The following is a 25,609-nucleotide window of genomic DNA, read 5'->3' on the forward strand; positions in this document are numbered from 1 at the left end:
GGGATGACGATGAGTGAGAATCTGAAGCGGCTGACCGACGCCGGGGTCTCCATCTGGCTCGACGACATCAGCCGGGAGCGCCTGCGCACCGGCAATCTGGCCACCCTGATCCGCGAGAAGTACGTGTCGGGCGTCACGTCCAACCCGACGATCTTCGCTTCGGCGCTGAGCAAGGGCGACGCCTACGACGCCCAGATCCGCGACCTCGCGGTGCGCGGCGTCACGGTCGAGGAGGCCGTACGGGCGATCACGACGTTCGACATCCGGTGGGCCGCCGACGTGCTGCGGCCCGTCTACGACTCGACGCAGGGCGTCGACGGCCGCGTGTCGATCGAGGTGGACCCGCGGCTGGCCCGCCGGACCGACGCCACGATCGCCGAGGCCCGTGCCCTGTGGTGGCTCGTCGACCGGCCCAACCTGCACGTCAAGATCCCGGCGACGGTGGAGGGCCTCCCCGCGATCACGCAGGCCCTGTCCGAGGGCATCAGCGTGAACGTCACGCTGATCTTCTCGCTGGAGCGGTACCGCCAGGTGATGGACGCGTGGCTGGCCGGCCTCGAGCAGGCCAAGGCGAACGGCCTCAACCTGTCCGGCATCGAGTCGGTGGCCTCGTTCTTCGTCAGCCGGGTGGACACCGAGATCGACGCCCGACTCGACAAGATCGGCACGCCGGAGGCGCTGGAGCTGAAGGGCAAGGCCGGCGTGGCCAACGCCCGCCTCGCGTACGCCGCCTTCGAGGAGGTCGTGAGCTCGCCGCGCTGGCAGGCGCTGCGCGCGGCCGGCGCCCACCCGCAGCGGCCGCTGTGGGCCTCGACCGGCGTCAAGAACCCGGACTACCCCGACACGCTGTACGTCGAGCAGCTCGTCACCGCCGGCGTCGTCAACACGATGCCGGAGAAGACGCTCGACTCGGCGGCCGACCACGCGAAGATCTCCGGCGACACGATCCGGCCGTTCTACCAGCAGGCCTGGGACGTGATGGCCTCGCTCAAGCAGACCGGCATCGACTACGACGACGTCGTCCGGGTGCTGGAGGAGGAGGGCGTCCAGAAGTTCGAGACGTCCTGGAACGAGCTGCTCGAGACCGTCGACGCCGAGCTGCGGAAGGCCTGAGCGCGATGACTGTAGAGGTGACCCTCGGCGACGAGGTGGACTCGGTCGAGGCGGTCAGGGACAAGCTCGTGGCGGAGGGGGTGCCCGCGGCGCTCGCCGCGGGCGATCCCTCGCTGTGGGGTCCGCAGGCGCAGCCGGAGGCGACGATCCGCCTCGGCTGGCTGAACCTCCCCCAGAGCAGCCGCGAACTGCTGCCCGAGATCGACAAGCTGGTCGAGCGGGCCCGCGCGGAGGGCCTCGACCACGTGGTGCTGGCGGGGATGGGCGGCTCGTCGCTCGCCCCCGAGGTGATCTGCGCCACCTACGACGTGCCGCTGACCGTCCTCGACACGACCGACCCGCACCAGGTGCGGCGGGCCCTGACGGACCGGCTGGAGCGCACGCTCGTGGTCGTCGCCAGCAAGAGCGGCGGCACGATCGAGACCGACAGCCACCGCAGGATCTACGAGAAGGCCTTCCGGGACGCCGGGATCGACCCCGCCACCCGCATCGTGGTCGTGACCGACCCCGGCTCGCCCCTGGAGCAGTCGGCCAACGAGGCCGGCTACCCGGTCGTGCTCGCCGACCCCAACGTCGGCGGCCGCTACAGCGCCCTCACGGCGTTCGGGCTGGTGCCGAGCGCCCTCGCCGGGGCCGACGTGCGCCGCCTCCTTGACGAGGCCGAGGCCGTCCGGGCGCTGCTGGCCCAGGACGCCGGCAACCCCGGTCTCGACCTCGGCGCCGTGCTCGGCGCCGAGGCGCTGCGCGGGCGCGACAAGCTGATCCTGCGGGACGGCATGTCCGACATCACGGGCCTGCCCGACTGGATCGAGCAGCTCATCGCCGAGTCGACCGGCAAGGAGGGCAAGGGCATCCTCCCGGTCGTCGGCGCGGAGGCGGCCGAGGACGACGACCAGTACGTGGTGTCCATCGGCCCCGACGGCGGCACCGCCGTCGACGGCCCGCTGGGCGCGCAGTTCCTCGTCTGGGAGTACGCCACGGCGATCGCCGGCCGCGTCATCGGCATCAACCCCTTCGACCAGCCGAACGTGGCCGAGTCGAAGGAGAACACCACGAGGATCCTGCAGGAGGCCGGGGACGGGCCGCTGCCCGCCGGCACGCCGCTCCTCACGGACGGCCCGGTCGAGGTCTACGGCGACGTGCCGGGCGACCCGAAGAACCTGGCCGACGTGCTGACGTGGCTGCTGCGGGCCGTGCCCGAGCGGGGCTACCTGGCGATCATGGCGTACCTGGACCGGGAGGCCGCCTTCGACGCGGCGACGGTCGGGGACGCCTCGTTCGAGGAGATGACGGAGACCTGGGCGGGCGCGGACGTCGCGACGCTCCGCGCGCTGCTCGACTACCGGACCGACCGGCCCGTGACCTTCGGGTGGGGTCCCCGGTTCCTGCACTCGACCGGCCAGTACCACAAGGGCGGCCCGCAGAACGGGGTGTTCCTGCAGATCACCGGCGCCGTCACCGACGACGTCGAGGTGCCGGGCAAGCCGTACACGCTGGGCAGGCTGCAGCTCGCCCAGGCGCTCGGCGACCTCGGCGCGCTGACCTCGCGGGGCAGGCCGGCGGTCCGCCTCCACCTGACCGACCGCGTCGCCGGCGTCCGGCACCTGCTCTCCGTGGCGGAGGAGCTCTGACCATGCGATGCGTAACTGGCTACGGGGGCGCCGGCAGGAGGGACCGATGAGCGAGACTGACGCCCCGCAGGTCGAGGAGACCGAACAGGCGGCGGCCACCCCGGGGGTGCACGCGGAGACCGCCGTCCTGGCGGCCGCCCAGGCGGCCACCACCGCGACGACCGCGACGACGGTCGAGGCGAATCCCCTGCGCGACCCGCGCGACAAGCGACTGCCGCGGGTGGCGGGGCCGTGCGTGCTCGTGCTCTTCGGCGTGACGGGGGACCTGGCGAAGCGCAAGCTGCTGCCGGCGATCTACGACCTGGGCAACCGGGGGCTGCTGCCCCCGGGCTTCTCCCTCGTCGGCTTCGCCCGGCGCGACTGGGCCCACGAGGACTTCGCCCAGGTCACATACGAGGCGGTCAAGGAGCACGCGCGGACGCCGTTCCGCGAGGAGGTCTGGAAGCAGCTCAGCGAGGGCATCCACTTCTGCCCCGGCGAGTTCAACGACGACGGCGCGTTCGACGTCCTGTCGATGATGCTGAAGGAGATCGACGAGACCCGGGGAACCGGCGGCAACTACGCCTTCTACCTCGCCGTCCCGCCGAAGTTCTTCCCGACCGTCATCGAGCAGCTCAAGCGGACCGGCCTGGCCCAGGCGCCCGACGGCTCCTGGCGGCGGGTGGTCATCGAGAAGCCGTTCGGGCACGACCTGCAGAGCGCGCGCGAGCTGAACGAGGTGACCAGCGCGGTCTTCCCGGAGAAGTCGGTCTTCCGGATCGACCACTACCTGGGCAAGGAGACCGTCCAGAACATCCTGGCCCTGCGGTTCGCCAACACGCTGTACGAGCCGATCTGGAACCGCGGGTACGTCGACCACGTCCAGATCACGATGGCCGAGGACATCGGCGTCGGCGGCCGGGCCGGCTACTACGACGGCATCGGCGCGGCCCGCGACGTCATCCAGAACCACCTGCTCCAGCTGCTCGCCCTGGTCGCGATGGAGGACCCCACGTCCTTCGACGCCGACTCGCTGCGGCGCGAGAAGGAGAAGGTGCTGCGGGCCGTCAAGCTGCCCACGGACCTGGCCACCGGCACGGCCCGCGGCCAGTACGCTCGCGGCTGGCAGGGCGGCGAGCCGGTCGTCGGCTACCTGGAGGAGCAGGGCATCTCGCCCGACTCCGCCACGGAGACCTACGCCGCGGTGCGGCTGGAGGTGGCCAACCGCCGCTGGGCGGGCGTCCCGTTCTACCTGCGCACCGGCAAGCGCCTCAGCCGCCGGATGACGGAGGTCGCGATCGTCTTCCAGCGGGCGCCCCACCTGCCGTTCAGCAAGGACGACACCGAGATCCTCGGGCAGAACGCGCTGGTCATCCGGGTCCAGCCGGACGAGGGCATCACCGTGCGGTTCGGCTCCAAGGTGCCCGGAAGCGCCATGGAGGTCAGGGACGTCAACATGGACTTCGCCTACGGCGAGTCGTTCATGGAGTCGTCTCCGGAGGCGTACGAGCGGCTGCTGCTCGACGTCCTCATCGGCGACCCTCCGCTGTTCCCGCACCAGCGGGAGGTGGAGCTGTCGTGGATGATCCTCGACCCGATCGAGGAGTTCTGGGCCGATCACGGCAAGCCCGAGGAGTACCCGTCGGGCACCTGGGGGCCCGCCTCCGCCGACGCGATGCTGGCCAGGGACGGGCGCGCCTGGAGGCGGCTGTGAGCGGGCAGCGGGCCGCCGCCCGCCGCCGCCCGGCGCGGAGCGAGCGGAGGACCCGGTGACGACCTTCAACCTGACCGAGACGACGGCGTCGAAGATCTCCTCGACGCTCACCCGGCTGCGCCACCAGATGGGCGCCCCCGCCGTCGGCATGGTGCTGACGCTGGTCACCGTCGTCGACGAGGCCGGCCAGTACGACGCGCTGCGGGCGGCCACCGACGCGGCGCGCGAGCACCCCTCGCGCATCCTCGTGGTCATCAAGCGGGACGCCGCCGAGCCGGACCGGCTCGACGCGGAGATCCGGGTCGGCGAGTCGTCGCCCGGCGAGGTCGTGCTGCTGCGCCTGTACGGCGAGCTGACCGGCCACGCCGACTCGGTGATCATGCCGCTGCTGCTGACCGACACCCCCGTGGTCGCGTGGTGGCCGGGCGAGTGCCCGGAGATCCCCGCCAAGGACCCGATCGGCGCGCTGGCCGGCCGCCGCATCACCGACGCCCGGTCCGCCAGGGACGGGGTCGCCGCGATCACCGGCAGGGCGTCGTCGTACCTTCCGGGCGACACCGACTTCGCCTGGACGCGGCTGACCCCGTGGCGCAGCCTGCTGGCGGCCGCGTTCGACCAGCCCGTGGGCAAGGTCGTCCGGGGTGTCGTCGAGGGCGCCGCGGGCAACCCGAGCGCGCCGCTGCTCGCGGCCTGGCTGTGCGAGCGGTTCGACGTGCCGATGGAGGTCGCCGAGTCCGGCGGCCCGGGGCTCACCCGGGTGCGGCTGGAGGTGGAGGGCTCGGGCGAGCTCGTCGTGAGCCGGGGCGACGCCCGGCTGGCCACGCTGTCCCGGCCCGGGCAGCCCGACCGCCGGGTGGCGCTGGCCCGGCGGCCGACCTCGGAGCTGCTCGCCGAGGAGCTGCGCAGGCTCGACCCCGACGAGGTGTACGCGACGGCCATCCGCCGCCTCGCCGCGATGGCGGAGCAGGGACGGCTGTGAGCGGCCCGAGGAGCATGCGCGAGGGGGCGTCGTGAGCGTCCCGACCGTCATCGTCCACCGGGACGCCGAGGTGCTCGCCCAGGCCGTCGCCGCGCGGCTCATCACGCGGCTGGTCGACACCCAGGCGGCCCGCGGCTCGGCCCACCTCGTGCTGACCGGCGGCACGATCGGCATCGCCACACTCGCCGCGCTGGCGGGCACGCCGGCGCACGACGCGATCGACTGGCGGGCGCTGGACGTCTGGTGGGGCGACGAGCGGTTCCTGCCGTCCGGGCACCCGGAGCGCAACGAGACCGGGGCCCGCCAGGCCCTGCTCGACCACGTCGACGTGGACCCGGCCCGGGTGCACCCGATGCCGGCCGCCGACTCCGGGCTGACGGCCGAGGAGGCCGCCGAGGCGTACGCGCAGGAGCTGCGCAAGGCGTCCCGTCCGGAGGACCACGGGCCGGTGCCGTCGTTCGACGTGCTCCTGCTCGGGATGGGGCCGGACGGCCACGTCGCCTCGCTGTTCCCCGGCCAGCCGGCCCTCTACGAGGAGGAACGGCCGGTCGTGGCGGTGCACGGCTCGCCCAAGCCGCCGCCGACGCGGATCTCGCTGACGTTCCCGGCCATCCGGGCCGCCCGCGAGGTCTGGATCGTGGCGGCGGGGGCCGAGAAGGCGCAGGTCGTGCACCTCGCCCTCTCGGACGCGGGGCCGTTCCAGATCCCGGCCGCGGGGGCGCGGGGACGGCGCACGACGCTGTTCCTGCTCGACCGGGCGGCCGCCACCAAGATCCCGCCCACGATGGGCCGCCTCGCGTCGCCCTGACGAGCCGCGGGCCCCGGAGGCCCCGCCGGGGACGGCCGCCTCCGGGGGCTCCGCCGCACGATCGGACGCGGCGGAGGCCCAACGGAACGCGGCCGCCATGACCGGACGTCGCAGAGGGCCCGCGCGGCCGGTCCTCAGGATCGGGCGTCGTGGAGGGCCTGCGCGGCGCGGTCGGCGCGGGCCCGGGCGGAACGGGCGGTCCGGCCGGCGGCGGCCTCCTCGCGGCGGGCGACCTCCAGCCGGTGCCCGGCCGTCGCCAGCTCCTCCTTGGCCGCGGCGAGGGCGTCCGACAGCTCCCGTACCTTGGCCGACCTGCCGTCGTGCTCGCGCGCGGCGTCGGCCAGCTCGGCCTCCCAGGCCGTCCGCGCCTCCTCCGCCTCGGCCGCGGCCCGCTCCGCCTCCTCCAGCGCGCGTTCGAGCTCCGCGGCCCTGCGCTCCCGCTCGGCCGCGGCGGCCTCGCGGTCTTCCTTGCCGGGGTGGGCCGGCGCCGCCGTCCGCCGTTCCCTGGGCTCGCGGACGACGGGAGCGGGCGCGAAGCCGCTGTAGCTCAGCGGACGCACGAGGCGGCCCTCGCGCACCTGCCCGGCCGCGTCCTCGTCCACCACGGCGGCGTCGAGCGTCTGCTCCACCTCCACCTCTCCGGACGACGAGAGCGGCCGTCCGTCCGCCTCGGCGTCGTCGCGAACGGCCCGGGTGAGCCGGGCCGTCGCCGCCGAGCGTTCACGGCCCAGCTCGGCGAGCGCGTCGGCGTCCTGGGTCTGCCAGGCCGCGCGGAGCCGCCGTCCCACGTCGAGCAGGGCGTCCAGCTCCTCCGCATGCCGCCGGGACGCCTGGTTGACGGCCCAGGCGACCACGGTCGGCCGCCGCAGCGCGCGGATCCCCTTGGCGAGCGCCGCGTCGCCCGCGGCCTTCGCCTCCTTCGCCAGGGCGTCCCTGGCCGCCGTGAACTCATCGGGCGTCAGCCCGTACAGGCGGCCGGCCGCCTCGTCGAGGTCCACAGATCACCTGTACCCCGCCCGCCGCCTCCCGTCCACCGCCGCTCGTACGGCTCAGGGCAGGCGGTCGGGCAGCCCGAACGGCGCGACGTAGCCGGGCCCGACGAACGAGGTCAGCCGCTCGATCCGCGTCCCGCGCAGGGTCAGCACGGTCACCGACCAGGCGAGGTGCGGGCCGGCGTCGCCGCGCCTGAGGTAGCAGCCCACGGCGGGCTGGCCGTTCGCGCTCGTGGCCAGGTGCCGCCAGGAGCCGCAGCTCGTGAGGGGCAGCCGTACGGCGAAGTCGGTGACGGCCTCGATCCCCCGGTACCAGTGGGGCATCGGCGGCATGGACCAGGTGACGTCCTCGGTGAGGAGGGCCACGAGGGCGTCCGCGTCGCCGCGTTCCAGCGCCGCGGCGTAGCCGGCGACGATCTCCCGCACGCGGGTGTCGCCGATCGCCCGCAGCGCGCGCTGCTGGCTGGGGGACGGAACCCGCTCGGCGAGCACCCTGCGGGCCCGGGCGAGGGCGGAGTTGACCGACGCGGCCGAGGTGTCGAGCGCGGCCGCGATCTCGGCGGCGGAGAAGCCGAGGACCTCGAAGAGCAGCAGGGCCGCCCGCTGGTTTCCCGGCAGGTGCTGGAGGGCGGCCACGAAGGCGAGCTCGACCGCCTCGCGCTGCTCGTAGCGGGCGTGGGGCGCGGCCGGGCCGTCCGCGAGACCGGCGTCGGGGTACGGGCCCAGCCAGGCGACGCCGGGCGCCGGGGCCGCGTCGAGCACCGCACGGGGGCTCGACGGGCCGAGGTCGACGGGCATGGCCCGCCGGCCGCGCGCCTCGGCGAGGTCGAGGCAGGTGCGGGTGGCGACGGTGTGGAGCCAGGAGCGCAGCGAGCCGCGGCTCTCGAAGCGGCCGAGCCCCCGCCAGGCCCGGAGCAGGGCGTCCTGGAGGGCGTCGTCGGCGTCGTGCGTGGAGCCGAGCATGCGGTAGCAGTGGGCGTGCAGCTCACGGCGCAACGGCGCCACGAGGCGGCCGAACGCGGCGCCGTCGCCGTCGCGGGCCAGGCCGAGGTCGCGATCGGGGTCGTGACCAGAGCCGTCGTCCGAGCCGCGGTCCGCGTCATGGCCACGGGCCGGGCCCGCGTCGTGGTCCGGCGGCGCTTCGGGGAGGACGTCGCTCACGAGGCACGATTCTGCCCCACGCGCGACCGCCGGGGGCGGAAGCCGTACGGGGTGAAGGATCGTCCCGGCCCGGTGCCCTGAGCAACACCGGACCGGGACGCTCACGGATGGCGTCAGCTCGGGGAAGCCGCCGCCATCACGCCCACGGCCAGCCGCGCCTCCATCACACCGGGATCCTCGGTGTGGGTCAGCGTGGCGCCGAGGGAGCCGAGAAGCCTGCGCATGCGCGTGTTGTCGTACAGCAGGGTGGCCCGCACCTCCGCGAAGCCGAGGTCCCTCGCCTGCCGCAGGATCATGCGGGCCATGGCCGTGCCCAGCCCGCGGCCCTGCCACCGGTCCTCGATGAGGAAGGCGATCTCCGCGATGCCGGGGTCGGCGGTGAACATCAGCGACGCCACGCCCACCACCTGACCGTCGTGGCCGGCGACGAGCGACTGGCCCTTGGCGCGGTCGCACATCCGGTCGAAGACCCGCGGCGGCAGCGAGGGGCTGGCGGTGAAGTAGCGGAACCTGCGGCTCTCGGGCGAGCAGCGCTCGTGCAGGTCGCGCAGCGCCTCCCGGTAGAGCGACGTCAGCGGCTTGACCTGCACCTCCGCGCCGTCGGCCAGCCGCACCGGGCCGTCCGGGGAGGTCGTCTCGGCGGGCGGCTGGGCCAGCCGCACCATCGCGGCGGCGCGGGCCGCCTCGGTCAGCGTGAACGGCAGCCCGGCGCGGCGCAGGCGGATGGCGCGGCGGGGCGCCACCGGCACCACGAGCAGCGTGGGGTCGGGCAGCTCCACCCCCCGGTCGTCCGGTTCGTCGCGCGCGGCCGCCGCCCCTGACGAGGCGGCCGCGCCCGCCGGTGCGGAGCCGTCCCCGGAGGACACCGCGGCGGCCTGCCGGCGCGGCGGGAGCGCGCCGTACACCCATCGGGCGTCGTCGGCCCGCAGCAGCTCGGCGAGGATCTCCGGCAGCCGCCAGGGCGCCGAGCGCAGCCGGGCGGCCAGCAGCAGCGCCCGGGTCGGCTCGTCGGTCAGCTCGTGGGCGGTGGCGGGGACGATCTGCACCCGGCGGCCGCCCGCGGCCTCCAGGGCCTCGCGCACCACGGCGGGGGACGCGGGGATGTCGGTGACGAACTCGTCCACGGTCCCGTCGGTGTCGGGCTGCACGGACAGGCCGAGGATGTTCCCGCCCTTGTCCGCGAGGGCCGTCGCGAGCGACGCGAGCCGCCCCGGACGCTCGTCGACCGTGGTCCGGATCCGGAAGAACCCCATCGGTTATCGCTCCCTCCGTTGTGCCGGGCTTCAGCATGCCGGAGGGCTGTTACACGTTTGCTACAGAGCAGTGAGCCGACCGTTTCTTTCCGGTCTGCCACGTTACGACTACTGTTATCCGCATGCCTGTCGCGGTTCTTCGACGAGTTTCGTCGCCTGATGTCGCCAACAGCACGGATATAGCAGGATGTGCACCATGAGCGCTCCCCTGTCGCCGGACTTCCGCAACGGCGAGGTGTCCTTCTGGTATCGGTCCCTCGGCGTCCCCCGCCCCGGTGAGCCCCTTAAGGGCGACGTGCAGGCCGACGTCGCGGTCGTCGGAGCCGGCTACACCGGCCTGTGGACGGCCTACTACCTGAAGAAGGCCGACCCCTCCCTGCGGATCGTGGTCCTGGAGAAGGAGTTCGCGGGGTTCGGGGCGTCCGGGCGCAACGGCGGCTGGCTCACCGGCGCGCTCGCCGGCTCGGCCGACCGGTACGCGAAGACGCACGGACCGGAGGCCGCCCGGCGTTTCCAGCGGTCGATGTTCGAGGCGATCGACGAGGTCGTCGCGGTCGCCGCCGAGGAGGGCATCGACGCCGACATCGTGAAGGGCGGGCTGCTCACCGTGGCCCGGGGCCCGGCGCAGGCGGCCCGGCTGCGGGAGGAGCTGGCCGGCCAGCGCCAATGGGGCTGGGACGAGGACGACGTCCGCCTGCTGTCGCGCGACGAGATGGACGGGCGGTTGCAGGTGGCGGGCGCCCTCAGCGCGACGTGGAGCCCCCACTGCGCGCGCATCCAGCCGGCGAAGCTGGTCCGCGGCCTGGTCGAGGCCGTCCGGCGCCTGGGCGTGGAGGTCGCCGAGGGGACGCCCGTGACGGAGATCGCCCCCGGCCGGGCGGTCACGCCGTACGGCACGGTGACGGCGGCCCACGTGCTGCGCTGCACCGAGGGGTTCACCGCGACCATCCCCGGCCACCACCGCGACTGGCTCCCCATGAACAGCTCGATGATCGTGACCGAGCCCCTGCCCGCGGACGTGTGGGCGTCGATCGGCTGGGACGGCCGCGAGCTGCTCGGGGACATGGCGCACTACTACATGTACGCCCAGCGGACGGCCGACGACCGCATCGCCTTCGGCGGCCGGGGCAGGCCCTACCTGTACGGCTCCCGCGTCGACGACCGCGGGCACACGCACGGCTGGACGGTCGACGCGCTGTGGGAGCTGCTGACCTCGTTCTTCCCGGCGGTCGCCGCCTCGCGGGTGGCCCACGCCTGGTCGGGCGTGCTCGGCGTGCCCCGCGACTGGTGCTCCACCGTCCACGTGGACCCGGCGACCGGCCTCGGCTGGGCCGGCGGGTACACCGGCCACGGCGTCACGACGGCCAACCTGGCCGGCCGCACCCTGCGGGACCTCGTCCTGCGGCGGGACACCGACCTCAGCCGCCTGCCCTGGGTGGACCGGCGGGTGCGCTCGTGGGAACCCGAGCCGCTGCGGTGGCTCGGCGTCCACTCCATGTACCGCCTCTACCGCATCGCCGACGCGCGCGAGAGCAGGGGCGGGACGAGGACGTCCGCGCTGGCGAAGATCGCCGATATGATCACCGGTCACTGATCCGAGAAGGGCCTCACCCGTTTTGACCTCGCACATCCTGTTCCGCGGCGGCCGCGCCCTCGTCCCCGGCGGATTCGCGGAGGCGGTCCTCGTCTCCGGCGGCGTCATCGCCGCGGCCGGCCCCGAGTCCGACCTCGCCCGGCTCGCGCCCGGGGCCGAGCCGGTCGACCTCGACGGGGGCCTGCTCGTCCCCGGCTTCACCGACGCGCACATCCACCCCGTCCAGGCGGGGCTGGAGCGGGCCAAGTGCGACCTGTCGGAGGTGTACGGCCTCGACGACTACCTGGCGCGGATCGCGTCCTACGCCGAGGCCCACCCTGACCGGGAGTGGGTCGACGGCGGCGGCTGGGACATGTCGGCCTTCCCCGGCGGCCTGCCCCACCGGTCGCAGCTCGACTTCCTCGACCGTCCGGCGTACCTGATCCAGCGCGACCACCACGCGGCCTGGGTCAACACCCGGGCGCTGGAGCTGGCCGGCATTACCCGCGACACCCCTGACCCGGCCGACGGGCGCATCGAGCGCGACCCGGACGGCACGCCGAGCGGCGTGCTCCACGAGGGCGCGATGGACCTGGTCGGCCTGCTCACCCCCCGTCCCACGGCCGGCGACCTCCTGGACGCCCTCCTGGACGCGCAGCAGTACCTCTTCTCGCTCGGCATCACCGGCTGGCAGGACGCGATCGTCGGCTCGTACGCGGGGTCGGACGACCAGTTGCCCGCGTACCTGTCGGCCGCGTCCTCGGGCCGGCTGCGGGCGAGGGTGGTCGGCGCGCTGTGGTGGGACCGCACGCGCGGGGCCGAGCAGATCCCCGGCCTGGTCGAGCGCCGGGCCATGGCCGAGGGACTCGACCGCTTCCGCGCCACGTCCGTCAAGATCATGCAGGACGGCATCGCGGAGAACTTCACGGCCGCCGTGATCGAGCCCTACTGCCGCTGCGGCGGCACCGGCCTGTCGTACGTCGAGCCCGCGCTGCTCGACCGGTACGTCAAGGAGCTGGACGCGCTGGGGTTCCAGGTGCACTTCCACGCCATCGGCGAGCGGGCGGTGCGGGAGGCGCTGGACGCCCTGTCGGGGACGGACCCGGACAACCGGCACCACATCGCTCACCTGCAGATCATCACGCCGGAGGACGTGCCGCGCTTCGCCGCGCTGGGGGTGACCGCGAACCTGCAGCCGCTGTGGGCGACCCACCACGCCCAGATGGACGAGCTGTGCATCCCCTACCTTGGCGAGGAGCGTTCGTCCTGGCAGTACCCCTTCGCCGACCTGGTGCGGCACGGCACCCGGCTGGCCGGTGGCTCCGACTGGCCCGTGTCCTCGGCCGACCCGTTGCAGGCCATGCACGTAGCCGTCAACCGCACCGAGCCCGGCGGCTCGGTCCACGTGTCGTACCCGACGGCCCTCACGCCGTTCCTGCCTCAGCAGAGCCTGGACCTGCGCACCGTCATGACGGCCTACACGGCGGGCTCCGCCTGGCTCAACCGCTCCCCCGCGGGCGTGATCGAGGAGGGCCGCCCGGCCGACCTCGCCGTCCTCGACCGCGACCCGTTCGCGCTCGAGCCCGGCGAGATCTGGACCACCGGGGTGCGGATGACGTTCGTGGACGGCGTCCCCGTGCACGGCTGACCCAGCCCCCTCGCCATCATCCCGCTTCTTCGGTATATGTCAGGACCGGGGAGTCGTTGGCGTGGCCGATGAGGCGACCGGGGGTGCGGCGTGGACAAGCGGGTGGTCGTCGTGGACGACGACGACATCAGCCGCAACGGCGTCGCCGTGATCCTCACCGGTGTGCCGGGGCTGCGCCTGGTCGCGGCTCTCACCCACGAGGACGCGGCCGGGTGGGGCGGGCGCTGGCGCGACGCCGACGTGGTGCTGGTCGACGCGGCCGACGAGCGGCGTGAGGGGGACCAGTTCCCCGGCGTCGCCGTCGTCGAGCAGGTGCGGCGGCACCGCCCCCAGGCGCTGGTGATCGTCTTCACCGGCCACTTCTTCGACGGCGCCGTACGGCGGCGCATGCGGGAGGCCGGGGCCGACCTGTTCTTCCACCGCGGCGAGCTGGCCGAGGCCGCCACGCTCCGCGCCGTCGTGCTGGGCGGCACGGGCCGCCCGGTCCCCGGTCCGGAGGACCCCGAGGAGGAGATCCGGCACGGCGTGTCCCGGCGGAGCACGGTGAACGCCGCCGTGTCGCACGCGATGGCCGCGGACCTCCCCGGACGGCTGGCCGAGCGGCGCAACCCCCGGTCACGGGCCTGGGAGCGGCTGCGGCGGGAGTTCAACCGGCATGCCGGGCTGCACGCGATGACCTGCGACGGCCGCGCGCCCGACCGGGAGCAGGACCTGCCCTCACTCCCGCAGATCGCCCGCTTCCTGCGCTGGGCGACCCGGGTGAAGTCGCCCTACCCCGGCCGCCTCGACGGCCGCGGCTGATCCCGGGCCGGGTCGCCGATGGCGGGGCTTCCGGCGTTCACCGAGGTCGCGGCGCGCTCGGCCACCTTCGCCTCGCACCGGTTCCTGCTGAACCTGCGGATCTCGTCCCGGCTGACGTGCACGACGGCGCTCCTGCTGCGCAGGCCGGCCGCGCCGCACGTCGTGATCGCCGCCGCCGCCCTCTTCGTCGCCTACGACGTGGCCCTGTTCTGCGTCCTGCGCCGGGGCGTGCCGGTGCCGCACCGCCTGCGGCTCGCGGCGGACGCCGCCGACGCCGCCGGCTGGTCCGCCGCGCTCGTGTCCCCGCTCGCGCCCGCGGCGCTGATCGTGGCGCCCCTCGCGATGGAGGCCGCCCTGTGGCGGGGGTGGCGGGCCCTCGCCGTACCGGCCCTGTCCGGTTCGGCGACCGTGGCGGCGCTGCTGGCCCTCCAAGGCCGGACCGGCGGACCGCTCACCGTGCTCCCCGCCTTCGCCCTGCCCGCGTTGGGGATGCTCGGCGGGCTGCTGCTCAGCCGGTACCTGCAGGGCCGGGTGCACGAGCGGCTGCGGCAGGCGGAGGCGGAGCGGCAGGCCGCCGCCGGACGGGCCGAGCTGGCCGGACGGCACAGCGTCGCGGTGGGCGCGGACACCGCGCTCGACGTGCTGACCCGGACCTGGCCGCTGCTGGCCGTGCCGGGCGAGCCGATCGGCTTCCCCCTGGCGGCGTGGCGGCACGCGCTGGCCGAGCGGACCGCGGACCAGGCCGACTACCTGGGCACCGCGCTGCTGCGCTGGGAGCAGCGGCACAACATGGCCCACGCGGAGCTGCGCCGGGACGTGGAGTTCGCGGTCGCCCGGGAGGCGGCTCCGCTGCTGATCTCGCCCTCGCAGCTGGCCGCGCTGGACGGGGCGCTGGCCGGTCTGGGGCTGCGCGGACGGGTGCCGGTGTCCGTCCGGACACCGCGGCCCCTCGGGCATCCGCAGGTGCTGGCCGTCGGGCCCCACCGGGTGGAACTGCCCCAGGACCCCCTGTCGCGGGTGCCGCCGTTCGACCCGGGGCCGATGGTGATCGCGATCGGCGGGATCGGGTCGCTCACCCACGCGCTGCGCGAGATGGACGGCGTGCCGCTGCCCGTCGCCGCCTGCCTGACGGCGGTGGCCCTGCTGGTGAGCCTCTGGGCGCACCGGCAGATCGCCGCGCGCGGCAGCGCCGCCCGGCCCCGGGTCCTCGCCGCCTGCCTCGCCTTCGGCGCGCTCGACGCCGTGGTATCCACGGCCACGATGACGACGCTCCGCGCGGGCGGCATCACCCGGCAGCCGTACCTGCACTTCCTGCTGTTCGCCGGGCCGACGGCGACGATGTACCTGCGGGACCTGTCGTGGCGGTGGCGAACCGGGGCGCTGTCGGCCGCCGGCGCAGTCCTGGCCGTGTCGGTCGCGCTGCTGTCCGTCCCGTTGTCGCCGGCGGACGCGCTGGGCCTGCTGTGGCCGCTGGCGTTCACCGTCGGCGCCTCCAGCCTGCGCGACCTGCTCGACGAGGAGAACCTCGCGTTCGGCGACGTCATCGAGCGGGAGCACGACAGGGCGGTGGCCGAGGGGTTCCGGCGGGGGCGGGAGGAGGTGCTCCGGCTGGTGGAGTCCTCGGCGGCGCAGGCGCGGGACCGGCTGCGCCGCCGCCGGGACCTCATCGACCCGGTGTTCCTGCCGGAGATCGAGCGCCGCCTCGACCATGTCGGGCGCTGCCTCGCCGACCTGCGGTCGCGGTCACAGGGAGGCGGGCGCTCGCCGGGCTCACGGACTCCCCCGCCACGGTGAGCCCGGCGAGCACGGCCAGGAGGCGCTCCCCGCCCACCAGCAGGGCCGCCGCCGCCGCGCCGGCCAGGCCGCAGGCCGCCACCTCCCCGGCGTCACGGGGCGCGGCCGCGCCGCCCGCCGCGGCCGCCACGCCCACGGCCAGCAGCAGGACGCCGTTGCGGACCAGGTGCCACGGGCCGACCGGTGACCGCGCGCCGCCGAAGCAGGCGCAGCCCCGGCGGGTGCCTCGCCGTACGGCCAGGGCCAGGGCCGGGGTGAACGCGGCCAGCAGCGCTCCGGCCGCCGCGAGCCCGTAGGGCGCGGTCCCGCCGGACGGCAGCGCCAGGGCCGTCGCGGCCTCCGCCGCCGCGATGAGCGCGGCCGCCGCAGAGGAGAGCCGGGTGCCGGGGACCCGCCCGATCTCCCGGACGGCGGCGGCGAACGCCGAGGGGTGTCGTGCCTTGCCCGCCACGGCCGCCGCGAAGACCAGCGACAGGGCGATCCTCAGCGACAGCGCCAGGTATCCCATCACGGCCTCCTTCCCGCCGTCCCGGCTCGCCGCACGAGCACGCCGACGACCACGCCGGCCACAGCCGACACGGGCACCAGCCCCCAGGTCCGGGAGTCGGCGCTCGACTCCGCGTCCCCGAACACCACGAGGCGGCCGGGAGGCACCCGCCCGGCGCCCACCGCGGCCCGTGCGGCCTCCGGGACGGGGTCCCCGCCGACTGCCACGACCCTCTTCACCAGGTACGGCCTGACCTGCGGCGGCGCGATCGCCCAGCCCGGCGGGGGCAGGAACACCACGGCGCGTCCCCGTACGGGCGGCAGCCGGGCCGCGAGCAGGCGGTCGCCGTCGCGGTAGGCGGGGGCCATGCTGCTGCCCCGCACGGTGACGACCACAAGGAGCCGGCGCGCGAGTGCGGCCGTGAGCACGAGGGCAAGCACGACGGCGGGCACGAGGATGGGCGCGGCGGCGGGCACGAGAGTCGGCCCCAGAGTGGGCACGACGGCGAGCACGACGATGGGCACGACGATGGGCGCCGTCGCGGCGAGGGCCGCGGGCAGAGCGGTCACGACGTCCTCCTCTCCCCCGGTTCCGGCCGGAGGCAGGGGCCTCCGGCCGGGCGGGGACGGCCGGTCTACTGGCAGTAGTGACTGACGGAGACCCAGTCGCCGGAGCAGGCGTGCCCGCACCAGGTGGTGAAGCACGAGCGGCCGGGAGCGATGACGTTCTGCTCGGTGTAGCAGTAGTAGTCGCCGCAGTGGTAGGCGCGGGCCTCCACGGACGGCAGGACGCGGGTCAGCAGTGCGCGCAGGGCGGACATGGTTCCTCCTTCGGGTTGCGGATGTGTTCTGCGGTCTCGGTGCCTAGGACTGGCGGGCTCACCTCCCTCCGGCGGCCGACGGCACCTGGCGGTCCCGGTAGCCGCCCGCCTGCAGCGCGAACAGGCGGGCGTAGACGCCGCCGAGATCGATCAGGGCGGCGTGGGTGCCGCGTTCGGCGACCCGGCCGCCGTCCAGGACGACGATCTCGTCGGCGTCCCGGAGCGCGTTGAGGCGGTGCGAGACGAGCAGCGCCGCCCGGCCGCGGCTCAGCTCCATCAGCCGCTCGTGCAGGGCGTGCTCGGCCTCGGGGTCGAGGCCGGCGCTGGGCTCGTCGAGGATCATGAGGTCGGCGCCGGACCGCAGGAACGCCCGGGCGACCGCCACCCGCTGCCACTGACCTCCCGACAGCTGGGCGGCGTCGCGGTCGTCCATCCCGGCGAAGACCCTGCTCAGCAGCGTGTCGTAGCCGCGCGGCAGGGCCGCCAGCGCCTCGTCGATCCCCGCCGCGCGGGCCGCGCGGCGGACCGCCTCGAGGTCGTCCAGGGCGTCGAGCCGGCCGGCCCCGACGTTCTCCCGGGCCGTCAGGTCGTAGGCCACGAAGTCCTGGAAGACGGCCGTCACCCGGGACCGCAGATCGGCGGCGTGGGCCTCCCTGACGTCCCGGCCGTCCCACAGGACGGCGCCGCGCTCCGGCTCGTACATCCGGCACAGCAGCTTGACCAGCGTGCTCTTGCCCGCCCCGTTCACACCGACGAGGCCGATCCGCGCGCCGCGCGGGATGACGAGGTCGACGCCGCGCAGCACCCAGGGCGCGCCCTCGCCGTACCGGAACCACACGTCCCGCAGTTCGACGGCGCGGCGCAGGGGCGCGAGGGGGGCGGAACCGGCCGGCGGGCCGGCGGGCGGCTCCTCGATGATCTCGCGGTACGCGCCGAAGAGCAGCAGCGCCTTGTACGCCCCCGCGACCCCGTCGGTCGCCGTCGTCGCCGCTCCATAGACACCCGTCAGGGCGGCGAGGAACAGCGCCACGTCGCCGAGCGTGATCCGCCCGGCCGCCGCCTGGGCGGCCGCGGTGACAACGCCCGCGACCGTGACGGCCCCGGCCAGCAGCTCAAGGCCGGTGTGGGTGCGGGTCAGCCGCCGTTCCAGGCGACCCTCGGCGTCGCTCGCCGCCCGGGCCTCGGCCAGCATCCGCTCACGCAGGAAGTGCCCAAGGCCGAACAGCCTGATCTCCTTGGCCGCGCCGACGTCGGTCAGCAGCATCTGGTACGTCACCTCGCGCCGGACCAGCGGCGACAGCCGTACGGTGAGGGCGGCCCTGCGCCGGCCGGCCCCGGTCTGCAGAATCGCGGCGGGCACGGCCCCGGCGAGGACCACGAGCACGCTCGGCGGCCAGACCATCACGAGCGTGGCGAGGAATCCGGTTCCCTGGACGGCCGCGCGGATCAGCCCGACGGCCGAGCGGGTGAGCTCTCCGGGCGCCTGGCCGCCCGCCTGGGTGGCCAGGCGGAGCCGGTCGAGGTACGCGGGACTCTCCAGCCGGTCGAGCCCGACGTGCTCGTTGATCCTGCGGAACAGCCGGTCCGCCGCGACGAGCCTGGCCGACCGGGCCAGCGTCCCGGACAGGTAGGACGCGACCCCGCGGTGCGCCCCGGACAGCAGGCCGGCGGCCGCGAGACCTGCGGCGGCGACCGCCACCCGGCCCGTGTTCCCGGCCGGGCCGCCGGCCAGCGCGTCGATGAGCCGCTTGGTGAACCAGGCGGACACCGGCGGGAGCAGCCCCTCCAGCACCGCCAGCGCGAGGACGACCAGAGCCGGGCCGCGCCCGGCGGCGAGCCCCAGGCGGGCGGCGGCCGCGGCGGCGCGCGCCAGATCGCGCGGGGTCCCCGCCGTCCGGCCGTCCCGGCGGACGGCCCTCACCGCACCGCCTCCAGGCCGGCCTGGGCGAGGCCGTGACCGGCGCGCCGGACCCGGCCCTCCGACACGACCAGGACGGTGGGGAAGGCCGTGACGCCGAGGGCGTCCGCGAGCGGATGCCTCCCGTCGGCGTCCGCTACGTGCGCGACCGGGGCGAAGTCCCGCACGTGTACGGCACGCCCGGCCGCGCCGCCGGAGACGACCACGAGCGGCCTCGGCGCGCCGGCCGGCAGGGCGGCGAGCGCGCGGCGCAGCCCGCCGGCGAGCTCCTCGCAGGCGGGGCAGTCGGTGGTGAGGAAGGCGAGGACGCGCTCGTCCTCGCCCCGCTCCGCCAGGTCGACGACGGCGCCGTCGACTGTGACCACCCGTGTCGGCGGCACCGGTGTGCCGGCCTCGGGCAGGACGGGGCCGCGGGCGGTGCGGCGGGAGACCACCTCGTACAGGTCCCGGCAGCGCCGGACGGCCAGCAGGGCGACGGCGAGGGCGGCGAGCGCGAGGAGGGCGCCCAGCACCGTGACGGTCCACAGCAGCGCGTTCATGCCGGCATCCTCGGCCGGCGGGCCGCGTGAAACGGCGACCCGGAACGCGCGGCCGGCCGGGCTAGCGTGGCCGGTTAAGCGTGATCCCGGTCCGTCCACGTCCGCGCAGGCCGGCGGCCTGCGGCCCGCTGACGGCCGCCTCCTCAGACCTGCACCTTTCACCCACGCTCAGCCCGGACCTCGGAACGGGGCCGGGGAAGCACGGAGCACCGGAAACACGGAGCCCGGGAAACATTCAGCCCGGGAAGCACGGAAGGCCCTCCCCGGAGATCCGGGAAGGGCCTTCGCGACGCCTGCCGTACGGCCTGGGCGACCTAGTAGATCGGGCGGGAGGAGGAGCGCAGCCGCTCCAGCGCCTCGGCGAGGATCTGCGCGCCGTCCTTGTCGCTGCGACGCTCCTTCACGTACGCGAGGTGCGTCTTGTACGGCTCGTTGCGCGGCGGAGCCGGCGGGCTGGACTGGTCCTGCCCCGCCGGCAGACCGCACCGCGGGCAGTCCCAGAACTCCGGGACGGGCGCGTCGCTGGCGAAGCTCGGGCGCGTCTCGTGCATGTTGGCGCACCAGAACGAGACCCGCACGCGGGGGGCTGCCTCGCCTCGCTCGGCCTCCCCCATGGGGCCCGCGCCGACTCGGCTGCCACGGATCGCGTTGCCACTACCCACCGAAGAACTCCTTGCTCGATCGCCCCGCGGACGGGGGGAGGTGAATCTCTGTCACGCGTTGCCGGGCGGCGCTCGCTACGGCTTGAGCAGCAGACCCAGCGCGATGATGCAGACGAACCAGACGACACCCGTGATGATGGTCAGCCGGTCCAGATTACGCTCCACCACCGACGAACCGCCGAAGGACGACGAGAAACCGCCGCCGAACAGGTCCGACAGGCCGCCGCCCTTGCCCTTGTGGAGCAGGACGAGCAGGACCATCAGGACGCTCGACAGGATGAGGGCGATGGAGATTCCGATTGTCACCGTAGACCTGTTCCTATGTCCGGGCGCGCGCGTCTCGCGCGATGCCATCGGCGTGACGATTCAATCTTGCTCTATGAGGGTACGACCTGTTGTCAAGTCGCACCCCCCAAACGGCCCAGCTAGCCGGAGATCTCGCCAAAGCGGCATATCTTGACGAACTCGCCCTGGTCGAGGCTGGCCCCTCCCACGAGAGCGCCGTCGATGTCGGGCTGCGCCATGATGCCGGCGATGTTGTCCGACTTCACCGAGCCTCCGTAAAGGATACGGATCGCGGCGGCCACCTCGCCGTCGTACAGCTCGGCGAGTCGCGTCCGGATCGCGCCGCACACCTCCTGGGCGTCCTTCGGCGTCGCGACCTCGCCGGTGCCGATCGCCCACACCGGCTCGTATGCGATCACGATCGTCTTGGCCTGGTCGGCCGGGACCCCGTCGAGGGCGCCGTCGAGCTGCGCCAGCGTGTGCTCGACGTGGCGGCTCTCCTGCCGCACCGGCAGGCCCTCGCCCACGCACAGGATGGGCGTGAGCGAGTGCCGGTAGGCCGCCTTGACCTTGGCGTTGCAGACCGCCTCGTCCTCGTGGTGGTACTGGCGGCGCTCCGAGTGCCCGACCAGCGTGTACGTGCAGCCCAGCTTCGCCAGCATCGCCCCGGAGATCTCCCCGGTGTAGGCCCCGGCGTCGTGGCGCGACAGGTCCTGCGCGCCGTACACGATGCGGAGCTTGTCGGCGTCGATGAGCGTCTGGACGCTGCGCAGGTCGGTGTACGGCGGGAGCACCGCCACCTCGACCGCGTCGTGGTCGCGGTCGGTGAGCGAGAACGCCAGCTTCTGCACCAGGTTGATGGCCTCGAGGTGGTTGAGGTTCATCTTCCAGTTGCCGGCGATCAGCGGCTTGCGGGCCATCTACTCCTCCAGCGCGGCGAGTCCGGGCAGCGTCTTGCCCTCGAGGTACTCGAGGCTGGCGCCGCCGCCGGTGGAAATGTGCGAGAAACCGTCCTCGGGCAGGCCGAGCTGCCGCACGGCCGCGGCCGAGTCGCCGCCGCCGACCACGGTGAACGCGTCGGAGCGGACGAGGGCCTCGGCGACGGCGCGGGTGCCGCCGGAGAACGCCTCGAACTCGAACACGCCCATCGGGCCGTTCCAGAACACGGTCCGCGCGTCGGCCAGCTTGCCGGCGAACAGCTCGCGGGTCCGCGGGCCGATGTCCAGGCCCTCCCGGTCGGCCGGGATGGCGGTGGCGTCCACCACCTCGTGCGGCGCGTCGGCCGCGAAGTGGGTGGCGGCCAGCACGTCGACGGGGAGCACCAGGTCCACGCCCCGGGCGGCGGCCTCGTTCAGGAAGCCGCGGACCTGGTCGAGCTGGTCCTCCTGCAGCAGTGACTTACCGACCTCGTGGCCCTGGGCCTTGAGGAAGGTGTACGCCATGCCGCCGCCGATGAGCAGCCGGTCGACCTTGGACAGCAGGTTGGCGATGACGCCGAGCTTGTCGGAGACCTTCGCGCCGCCCAGGACCACGACGTACGGCCGGGCCGGGTCCTCGGTGAGCCGCTTGAGCACCTCGACCTCGGCCAGCACCAGGTCGCCCGCGGCGTGCGGGAGGCGCTTGGGCAGGTCGTAGACGCTCGCGTGCTTGCGGTGGACCGCGCCGAAGCCGTCGCCGACGTACAGCTCGGCCAGCGCGGCCAGCTTGTCGGCGAACTCGCCCCTGACGGCGTCGTCCTTGGACTCCTCGCCCGGCTCGAAGCGCAGGTTCTCCAGGAGGGCGACCTGCCCGTCCTGGAGGGCCTCGACCGTGCTCCTCGCCGAGTCGCCCACGACGTCGCTCGCGAACGCGACGTCCTCGCCGAGCAGCTCGGCCAGCCGCCGGGAGACCGGGGCGAGCGAGTACTTCGGCGTCGGGGACCCCTTCGGGCGGCCCAGGTGGGCGGCCACGACGACCTTGGCCCCCCGCTCGAGCAGCTTCTTGATCGTCGGCACCGACGCGCGGATGCGGCCGTCGTCGGTGATCGTCTCCCCGTCCAGGGGGACGTTGAGGTCGGCGCGCACGAAGACGCGCCGGCCCTTCACGTCGAGCTCGTCGATCCCGATCATCAGAGGGAGGCGCCCACGAACTCGATCAGGTCGGCGAGGCGGTTCGAGTAGCCCCACTCGTTGTCGTACCAGCCGACGGCCTTGACCTGGTTGCCGATGACCTTGGTCAGGCCGGCGTCGAAGATGCAGGACGACGGGTCGGTGACGATGTCGCTGGAGACGATCTCGTCCTCGGTGTAGCTGAGGTAGCCCTTCAGCGCGCCCTCGGAGGCGGCCTTGAGGGCGGCGTTGACCTCCTCGACCGAGGTCTCACGCTTGACCTCGACGGTCAGGTCGGTGGCCGAGCCCGTCGGGATCGGCACGCGCAGCGCGTAGCCGTCCAGCTTGCCCTTGAGCTCGGGGAGCACCAGGCCGATCGCCTTGGCGGCGCCGGTCGAGGTGGGGACGATGTTCAGGGCGGCGGCGCGGGCGCGGCGCAGGTCCTTGTGCGGGCCGTCCTGCAGGTTCTGGTCCTGCGTGTAGGCGTGGATGGTGGTCATCAGACCCTTCTCGATGCCGAAGGTGTCGTTGATGACCTTGGCCATCGGGGCCAGGCAGTTGGTGGTGCAGGACGCGTTGGAGATGATCGTGTGAGCCGCCGGGTCGTAGATCTCGTGGTTCACGCCCATGACGATCGTCACGTCTTCGTTCTTCGCCGGGGCGGAGATGATGACCTTCTTGGCGCCGTTCTCGGCGTGCACCTTGGCCTTGGTGGCGTCGGTGAACAGGCCGGTCGACTCGACGACGACGTCCACGCCCAGGTCGCCCCAGGGCAGCTTGGCGGGGTCACGCTCGGCGAAGGCCTTGATCGCCTTGCCGTCGACCGTGATCTCGTCCGCCGAGGCCTTCACCTCGTACGGCAGGCGGCCCAGGATGCTGTCGTACTTCAGCAGGTGGGCGAGCGTGGCGTTGTCAGTAAGGTCGTTGACCGCGACGATCTCGATGTCCTTGCCGCTGGCCGCCACAGCGCGCCAGAAGTTGCGGCCGATACGGCCGAAGCCGTTGACGCCTACGCGGATGCTCACGGATCCGATCTCCTCGTACGTCGTGCGCCGGCACACCGGCGCCGTGGCTGTGTTAAACCTCAATGACAGACCTTATCGGACCCAAATTGGTGTAGACCAACGGGCCGCGCCTTCGCGGCGCGTCAGGTCAAACGGGGGCAACGCCCGCCCCGTGCTCCCCTCACGCCGGCCGCCGCCGGCCGCTCCCCCGGGATCCTCCGTACGGGGATCACGGCAGGCCGGCCGGGGCGACGTCAGCGCCGGCTCAGTGCGTCAGGACCGGTTCAGGGGGCCAGCATGTCGGCGGTGAGGTTGGCCTCGGTGTTCGCGATGCCGAGGTCCTGCGCGCGCTTGTCGGCCATGGCCAGCAGCCGCCGGATGCGCCCGGCGATCGCGTCCTTGGTGAGCGGCGGGTCGGCGATCTGGCCCAGCTCCTCCAGCGACGCCTGCTTGTGCTCCACCCGCAGCCGCCCGGCGACGACGAGGTGCTCGGGCGCCTCGTCGCCCAGGATCTCCAGCGCCCGCTGCACCCGGGCTCCGGCGGCCACGGCGGCGCGGGCCGACCTGCGCAGGTTGGCGTCGTCGAAGTTGGCCAGGCGGTTGGCCGTGGCCCGCACCTCGCGGCGCATGCGCCGCTCCTCCCAGGCGAGCACGCTGTCGTGGGCGCCCAGGCGGGTCAGCAGCGCGCTGATCGCGTCGCCGTCGCGGACCACGACCCGGTCGACGCCGCGCACCTCACGGGCCTTGGCGTGGATCTTGAGCCGCCGGGCCGAGCCGACCAGCGCCAGCGCCGCCTCCGGCCCCGGGCAGGTGACCTCCAGCGACATCGAGCGGCCGGGCTCGGTCAGCGAGCCGTGCGCGAGGAACGCCCCGCGCCAGGCCGCCTCCGCGTCGCACGTGGCGCCCGACACCACCTGGCGGGGCAGGCCGCGCACCGGCCGCCCGTGGTTGTCGATCAGGCCGGTCTGCCGGGCCAGCGCCTCGCCGTCCTTGTAGACCCGTACGACGTACCGGGAGCCCTTGCGCAGGCCGGCGGGGGCGAGCACCAGCACCTCGGCCTTGTGGCCGAACACCTCGCCGATGTCCCGGATCAGCCGCCGGGCGGTGACGTTGGTGTCGAGTTCGGCCTCGATCACAATCCGCCCGCCGACCAGGTGCAGGCCGCTGGCGAACCGCAGCAGCGTCGACACCTCCGCCTTGCGGCAGCAAGGCTTGAGCACCGATAGGCGGCTCAGCTCGTCCTTCACCACACCCGTCATGGCCATCTGCGCGTGTCCTCCCCCAAACAGACTCTGCCCGCAAGTCTCTCGCACGTGGAGCGGGGGCAATCACCGCTTCTCGCGGAAAATCTCGTCCAGGACCGCGGCAAGTCGTGGTCCGTCGTGGCGTGCAGATCCGTCATAAGCGGCTACGTCCGCCACGACCAGACGCCCGCCGAGCGACCAGGCCGCCTTCTCCAGGGCCCTGAGGTCGCCCACCACGCTCGTGTCGGCGAGGACCACGTCGATCAGCAGGGACGGCGAGTGCTCCCGCAGCACCTCCAGGTGCTTCTCCGGCGAGAAGCCGTCGGTCTCCCCCGGCTGCGGGGCGAGGTTGAGGACCACCATCCGCCGGGCGCTGGTGGCGTGCAGCGCCTCGGCCAGCTCGGGCACCTTGAGGTGCGGCAGCACGCTGGTGAACCACGAGCCGGGCCCGAACACCACCCAGTCGGCCTCCTCGACGGCCTCCACCGCCTCCCGGCAGGCCGGCGGGTCGGGCGGGAGCAGTGAGATCGACCGCACCCGGCCGGGGGTCAGCGCGCAGGCGACCTGGCCGCGCACGGTCGTGACGACGCCGTCCAGCTCGACCTCCGCCTGGAGGTCGAGGGGTACCGACGCCATCGGCAGGACCCGGCCGTGGGCGCCCAGCAGGCGGCCCACCCAGTCGAGGCCCGCCACGGGGTCGTCGAGCAGCTCCCACAGCGCGACGATGAGGAGGTTGCCCACGGCGTGGCCGTGCAGCTCCCCCTCGCTGCGGAAGCGGTGCTGGACCACCTCGCTCCACGTGGTGCCCCACTCGTCGTCGCCGCACAGCGCGGCGAGGGCCATCCGCAGGTCGCCGGGCGGCAGGACGCCCAGCTCACGCCTGAGGCGGCCGCTGGAGCCCCCGTCGTCGGCCACCGTGACGACGGCCGTGAGGTCGGTCGTGACGTTGCGCAGGGCCGACAGGGAGGCGTACAGGCCGTGGCCGCCGCCCAGCGCGACGACCTTGGGGGCGCGGCCGGCGTGAAGGGAGTTGCGCGGCGGCGCCGCGCCTCGGGGAGCCGGGGGGTGGTGGGGGGCCGGGGGCTCGGCGGGCTCCTTCATCGTCCTCCTCGCCTCG

General features: G+C 74.2%; 23 protein-coding genes. 8 read left to right on the forward strand and 15 right to left on the reverse strand.

Going from position 1 to position 25,609, the window contains the following annotated elements; translation table 11 throughout:
- Positions 1 to 9: 9 nt before the first annotated feature.
- From tal to pgl, 5 genes are read left to right on the forward strand one after another with little or no spacing between them, the layout of a single operon-like run.
- The gene (gene tal, locus Mco01_RS25805; protein ID WP_204059456.1) at positions 10 to 1,113 is read left to right on the forward strand and encodes a transaldolase; all 1,104 of its coding nucleotides are present in this window, start codon (positions 10 to 12) and stop codon (positions 1,111 to 1,113) included.
- 5 nt (positions 1,114 to 1,118) lie between these two features.
- Positions 1,119 to 2,744, forward strand: coding sequence for a phosphoglucose isomerase-related protein (locus Mco01_RS25810; protein ID WP_204059457.1), 1,626 nt, complete (start codon positions 1,119 to 1,121; stop codon positions 2,742 to 2,744).
- Positions 2,745 to 2,790: 46 nt separating this feature from the next.
- Positions 2,791 to 4,437: a glucose-6-phosphate dehydrogenase gene (zwf, locus tag Mco01_RS25815; RefSeq protein ID WP_204059458.1), complete on the forward strand. Its 1,647-nt coding sequence runs from the start codon at positions 2,791 to 2,793 to the stop codon at positions 4,435 to 4,437.
- 55 nt (positions 4,438 to 4,492) lie between these two features.
- A complete protein-coding gene (locus Mco01_RS25820) occupies positions 4,493 to 5,416 on the forward strand; it encodes a glucose-6-phosphate dehydrogenase assembly protein OpcA (protein ID WP_239103916.1) in 924 nt (307 codons plus the stop codon).
- Between the two features lie 31 nt (positions 5,417 to 5,447).
- On the forward strand, positions 5,448 to 6,224 hold the full coding sequence (pgl, locus tag Mco01_RS25825) for a 6-phosphogluconolactonase (protein ID WP_204059459.1): 777 nt from the start codon (positions 5,448 to 5,450) through the stop codon (positions 6,222 to 6,224).
- A 134-nt stretch (positions 6,225 to 6,358) separates the two neighbouring features.
- On the opposite strand, the gene Mco01_RS25830 is transcribed toward pgl, so the two are convergent.
- The 3 genes from Mco01_RS25830 to Mco01_RS25840 all read right to left on the reverse strand — a co-directional run bounded on the left by Mco01_RS25830 (position 6,359) and on the right by Mco01_RS25840 (position 9,630).
- On the reverse strand, positions 6,359 to 7,222 hold the full coding sequence (locus Mco01_RS25830) for a hypothetical protein (protein ID WP_204059460.1): 864 nt from the start codon (positions 7,220 to 7,222) through the stop codon (positions 6,359 to 6,361).
- 51 nt (positions 7,223 to 7,273) lie between these two features.
- The gene (locus Mco01_RS25835) at positions 7,274 to 8,377 is read right to left on the reverse strand and encodes a sigma-70 family RNA polymerase sigma factor (RefSeq protein WP_239103917.1); all 1,104 of its coding nucleotides are present in this window, start codon (positions 8,375 to 8,377) and stop codon (positions 7,274 to 7,276) included.
- A gap of 113 nt (positions 8,378 to 8,490) precedes the next feature.
- Positions 8,491 to 9,630: a GNAT family N-acetyltransferase gene (locus Mco01_RS25840; RefSeq protein ID WP_204059461.1), complete on the reverse strand. Its 1,140-nt coding sequence runs from the start codon at positions 9,628 to 9,630 to the stop codon at positions 8,491 to 8,493.
- 196 nt (positions 9,631 to 9,826) lie between these two features.
- Between Mco01_RS25840 and Mco01_RS25845 the strand changes: the two genes are divergently transcribed.
- The 3 genes from Mco01_RS25845 (at position 9,827) to Mco01_RS25855 (ending at position 13,652) form a co-directional block, all read left to right on the forward strand.
- Positions 9,827 to 11,224 (forward strand): NAD(P)/FAD-dependent oxidoreductase, encoded by a 1,398-nt coding sequence (locus tag Mco01_RS25845; protein ID WP_239103918.1) that lies wholly within the window; start codon positions 9,827 to 9,829, stop codon positions 11,222 to 11,224.
- Positions 11,225 to 11,246: 22 nt separating this feature from the next.
- Positions 11,247 to 12,851, forward strand: a complete 1,605-nt coding sequence (locus Mco01_RS25850) for an amidohydrolase (RefSeq protein WP_204059463.1) — start codon at positions 11,247 to 11,249, stop codon at positions 12,849 to 12,851.
- Positions 12,852 to 12,941: 90 nt separating this feature from the next.
- The gene (locus Mco01_RS25855; protein ID WP_204059464.1) at positions 12,942 to 13,652 is read left to right on the forward strand and encodes a response regulator transcription factor; all 711 of its coding nucleotides are present in this window, start codon (positions 12,942 to 12,944) and stop codon (positions 13,650 to 13,652) included.
- Between the two features lie 1,663 nt (positions 13,653 to 15,315).
- On the opposite strand, the gene Mco01_RS25860 is transcribed toward Mco01_RS25855, so the two are convergent.
- From Mco01_RS25860 to Mco01_RS25910, 12 genes are all read right to left on the reverse strand, one after another.
- Complete coding sequence (locus tag Mco01_RS25860) at positions 15,316 to 15,954, reverse strand: MauE/DoxX family redox-associated membrane protein (RefSeq protein WP_204059465.1); 639 nt, start codon at positions 15,952 to 15,954, stop codon at positions 15,316 to 15,318.
- Positions 15,954 to 16,502, reverse strand: a complete 549-nt coding sequence (locus Mco01_RS25865) for a S26 family signal peptidase (RefSeq protein ID WP_204059466.1) — start codon at positions 16,500 to 16,502, stop codon at positions 15,954 to 15,956. Before Mco01_RS25865 ends, Mco01_RS25860 begins: the two co-directional genes overlap by 1 nt.
- Positions 16,503 to 16,567: 65 nt before the next feature.
- Complete coding sequence (locus Mco01_RS25870; protein ID WP_204059467.1) at positions 16,568 to 16,753, reverse strand: hypothetical protein; 186 nt, start codon at positions 16,751 to 16,753, stop codon at positions 16,568 to 16,570.
- A gap of 58 nt (positions 16,754 to 16,811) precedes the next feature.
- Entirely contained in the window at positions 16,812 to 18,674 is a 1,863-nt protein-coding gene (locus Mco01_RS25875; protein ID WP_204059468.1) for an ABC transporter ATP-binding protein, read from the reverse strand.
- Positions 18,671 to 19,210 carry a TlpA family protein disulfide reductase gene (locus Mco01_RS25880; RefSeq protein ID WP_204059469.1) on the reverse strand — a complete coding sequence of 180 codons (540 nt, stop codon included), beginning with the start codon at positions 19,208 to 19,210 and terminating at the stop codon, positions 18,671 to 18,673. Before Mco01_RS25880 ends, Mco01_RS25875 begins: the two co-directional genes overlap by 4 nt.
- 314 nt (positions 19,211 to 19,524) lie before the next feature.
- Entirely contained in the window at positions 19,525 to 19,872 is a 348-nt protein-coding gene (locus tag Mco01_RS25885; protein ID WP_084369337.1) for an RNA polymerase-binding protein RbpA, read from the reverse strand.
- Between the two features lie 75 nt (positions 19,873 to 19,947).
- Entirely contained in the window at positions 19,948 to 20,178 is a 231-nt protein-coding gene (secG, locus tag Mco01_RS25890) for a preprotein translocase subunit SecG (protein ID WP_036318479.1), read from the reverse strand.
- A 119-nt stretch (positions 20,179 to 20,297) separates the two neighbouring features.
- Positions 20,298 to 21,077: a triose-phosphate isomerase gene (gene tpiA / locus Mco01_RS39285; RefSeq protein WP_239103919.1), complete on the reverse strand. Its 780-nt coding sequence runs from the start codon at positions 21,075 to 21,077 to the stop codon at positions 20,298 to 20,300.
- The gene (locus Mco01_RS39290) at positions 21,078 to 22,265 is read right to left on the reverse strand and encodes a phosphoglycerate kinase (protein WP_239103920.1); all 1,188 of its coding nucleotides are present in this window, start codon (positions 22,263 to 22,265) and stop codon (positions 21,078 to 21,080) included.
- Positions 22,265 to 23,269: a type I glyceraldehyde-3-phosphate dehydrogenase gene (gap, locus tag Mco01_RS25900; RefSeq protein ID WP_036322583.1), complete on the reverse strand. Its 1,005-nt coding sequence runs from the start codon at positions 23,267 to 23,269 to the stop codon at positions 22,265 to 22,267. Before gap ends, Mco01_RS39290 begins: the two co-directional genes overlap by 1 nt.
- 263 nt (positions 23,270 to 23,532) lie before the next feature.
- Positions 23,533 to 24,513, reverse strand: coding sequence for a DNA-binding protein WhiA (whiA, locus tag Mco01_RS25905; RefSeq protein ID WP_036318474.1), 981 nt, complete (start codon positions 24,511 to 24,513; stop codon positions 23,533 to 23,535).
- Positions 24,514 to 24,576: 63 nt separating this feature from the next.
- On the reverse strand, positions 24,577 to 25,593 hold the full coding sequence (locus Mco01_RS25910) for a gluconeogenesis factor YvcK family protein (protein ID WP_204059470.1): 1,017 nt from the start codon (positions 25,591 to 25,593) through the stop codon (positions 24,577 to 24,579).
- Between the last annotated feature and the right edge of the window lie 16 nt (positions 25,594 to 25,609).

The organism is Microbispora corallina, assembly GCF_016863035.1.
Taxonomy (GTDB): domain Bacteria; phylum Actinomycetota; class Actinomycetes; order Streptosporangiales; family Streptosporangiaceae; genus Microbispora; species Microbispora corallina.

Coding starts and splice junctions, on each gene's coding strand:
- tpiA (WP_239103919.1), bottom strand. CDS start 21,077: ATGGCCCGCAAGCCGCTGATCGCCGGCAACTGGAAGATGAACCTCAAC.
- Mco01_RS39290 (WP_239103920.1), bottom strand. CDS start 22,265: ATGATCGGGATCGACGAGCTCGACGTGAAGGGCCGGCGCGTCTTCGTG.
- Mco01_RS25880 (WP_204059469.1), bottom strand. CDS start 19,210: ATGAACGCGCTGCTGTGGACCGTCACGGTGCTGGGCGCCCTCCTCGCG.
- Mco01_RS25910 (WP_204059470.1), bottom strand. CDS start 25,593: ATGAAGGAGCCCGCCGAGCCCCCGGCCCCCCACCACCCCCCGGCTCCC.
- Mco01_RS25840 (WP_204059461.1), bottom strand. CDS start 9,630: ATGGGGTTCTTCCGGATCCGGACCACGGTCGACGAGCGTCCGGGGCGG.
- Mco01_RS25870 (WP_204059467.1), bottom strand. CDS start 16,753: ATGTCCGCCCTGCGCGCACTGCTGACCCGCGTCCTGCCGTCCGTGGAG.
- Mco01_RS25845 (WP_239103918.1), top strand. CDS start 9,827: ATGAGCGCTCCCCTGTCGCCGGACTTCCGCAACGGCGAGGTGTCCTTC.
- zwf (WP_204059458.1), top strand. CDS start 2,791: ATGAGCGAGACTGACGCCCCGCAGGTCGAGGAGACCGAACAGGCGGCG.
- Mco01_RS25860 (WP_204059465.1), bottom strand. CDS start 15,954: ATGGGATACCTGGCGCTGTCGCTGAGGATCGCCCTGTCGCTGGTCTTC.
- whiA (WP_036318474.1), bottom strand. CDS start 24,513: ATGGCCATGACGGGTGTGGTGAAGGACGAGCTGAGCCGCCTATCGGTG.
- tal (WP_204059456.1), top strand. CDS start 10: ATGAGTGAGAATCTGAAGCGGCTGACCGACGCCGGGGTCTCCATCTGG.
- Mco01_RS25810 (WP_204059457.1), top strand. CDS start 1,119: ATGACTGTAGAGGTGACCCTCGGCGACGAGGTGGACTCGGTCGAGGCG.